Source organism: Salipiger sp. HF18 (assembly GCF_011806505.1).
Classification (GTDB): Bacteria; Pseudomonadota; Alphaproteobacteria; order Rhodobacterales; family Rhodobacteraceae; genus Salipiger; species Salipiger thiooxidans.
Window position 1 is genome coordinate 1 of the sequence record NZ_JAATOS010000644.1, and the last position, 1,935, is coordinate 1,935.

2 protein-coding genes and 1 pseudogene are annotated in these 1,935 nt (G+C 67.4%); all 3 read right to left on the minus strand.

Going from position 1 to position 1,935, the window contains the following annotated elements; all coding sequences use genetic code 11:
- On the minus strand, positions 1–700 hold a 700-nt coding region (locus tag HC022_RS25320), incomplete at its 3' end, for a branched-chain amino acid ABC transporter permease (protein WP_167454232.1).
- 94 nt (positions 701–794) lie between these two features.
- Positions 795–1,616, minus strand: coding sequence for an ABC transporter ATP-binding protein (locus HC022_RS25325; RefSeq protein ID WP_167454233.1), 822 nt, complete (start codon positions 1,614–1,616; stop codon positions 795–797).
- A gap of 88 nt (positions 1,617–1,704) precedes the next feature.
- Positions 1,705–1,935: pseudogene (locus HC022_RS25330) on the minus strand (ABC transporter ATP-binding protein); the annotation flags it as partial.

The following is a 1,935-nucleotide window of genomic DNA, read 5'->3' on the forward strand; positions in this document are numbered from 1 at the left end:
AGAGCGTGCCCGCCACCACCGCCAGCGCCGAGACGATGATCCAGGTCACCGTCACCACCCGCTCGGGGTTGATGCCCGAGAGCAGCGCGAGGTCCTCGTTGTCGGAATAGGCCCGCATCGACTTGCCGGTGCGGGTGCGGTTGAGGAACCAGAACAGCAGTGCGACGACGATGACGGCGGTCACCACGGTGATCGCCTGCGTGGATTTCAGCGCCAGCCCCTCGTCGAGGCCGGTCATCGCCTTGAAGTCCCGGGCCGAGATCAGGAACCGCGTGCCGTCGTCGAAATCCTGGTCATTGGGCCCGATGACGAAGCGGGTGAGGCCGTTGTAGATGAACATGACGCCCATCGACACGATCACGAGGATCACCGGTTTGGCCTTCTGCTCGCGGTAGAAGCGATAGATCAGCCGGTCGGTGCCCAGCACCAGAAGCGCGGTGCCCGCGATGCCGAAGGGAATGGCCAGCAGCGCGGTCGGCAGCGGCGACAGGCTCACGCCCAGCGCCTGCAGCCCCCAGGTCACCAGGATGGTGATCATCGTGCCGATGGCCATGGTGTCGCCATGGGCGAAGTTCGAGAAGCGCAGGATGCCGTAGATCAGCGTCACCCCGAGCGCCCCCAGCGCCAGCTGGCTGCCATAGGCCATGGCCGGGATGAGCACGAAATTCGCAAGCGCCACCAGTGCGTTCAGAGCGTCCATCGGATCCGCCCCCCGTTCTGTTCCGGACCGCGCGGCGGGACGCATCCCGCCGGTTCCGTCTTTCCGATATTACTCACCTCAGGTCTCCACCCGCTCATCCGCCGAGGAAGCTGCGCCGGACCTCGTCGTCGGCCAGCAGCTCCTTGCCCGTGCCGGTGTGGGCATTGCGCCCCTGCACCAGCACATAGGCCTTGTCGGCGATCTCCAGCGCCTGACGCGCGTTCTGTTCCACCATCAGCACCGGCAGCCCGGTTCGCGCGACCTCGATGATCCGGTCGAAAAGCTCGTCCATCACGATGGGGCTCACGCCCGCGGTCGGCTCGTCCAGCATCAGCACCTTGGGCTGCGTCATCAGCGCCCGGCCCACGGCCACCTGCTGGCGCTGACCGCCCGAAAGCTCGCCTGCCGCCTGACGGCGCTTCTCCTTGAGGATCGGGAACAGGTCGTAGACCTGTGCCATCGTCCCCCGGAAATCGTCGTCGCGGATGAAGGCGCCCATCTCGAGGTTCTCCTCCACCGTCATCGAGGTGAAGATGTTGTGGGTCTGCGGCACGAAGCCCATGCCCTTGCGCACCCGCGCCTGCGGGCTCAGCTCGGTGATGTCCTCGCCATCGAGCCGCACCGAGCCCTCGCGCAGGTTCAGCATGCCGAAGACCGCCTTCATTGCGGTCGACTTGCCGGCGCCGTTGGGCCCCACGATGACCGCGATCTCGCCGCGCTCCACGGCGATGGTGCAGCTGTGCAGGATGTCCGCGCCGCGGCCGTAGCCGCCGGTCATCGCCTCGATCAGGAAGGGCCCGCCCGGCGCCGCGTGCTCGTGGCCGCCCTCGCGGACGGGGCGCGCCTCGCCCATGCCCCCGGGTTTGGCGATGGACAGATCCCGGTTGCCCCGGTCGCCGTAGTCGCCGCCGCTCATGACCGCCCCCGTGTCTTCATCTTGCCCGGCAAACTCCGGGGGAGTCGCCGCATGGCGACGGGGGCAGCGCCCCCTGCAATGGTGCCGGTCATGCGGTGGTCTCCCCGGTCTTCGCGGCGTTCTTGAGCCCGGTGCCGAGATAGGCCTCGATCACCGCGTCATTGGCCTTGATCTGGTCGAGCGTGCCCTCGGCCAGCTTCTTGCCCTCGGCCATGACGATGACCGGGTCGCAGATGCGGCCGATGAAATCCATGTCGTGCTCGATCACGCAGAAGGTGTAGCCGCGCTCCCGGTTGAGCCGCACGATGGTGTCGGCGAT

Bases quoted from the DNA above. Each gene is read 5' to 3' on its own strand.
- HC022_RS25325 (WP_167454233.1), bottom strand. From the start codon at position 1,616: ATGAGCGGCGGCGACTACGGCGACCGGGGCAACCGGGATCTGTCCATC.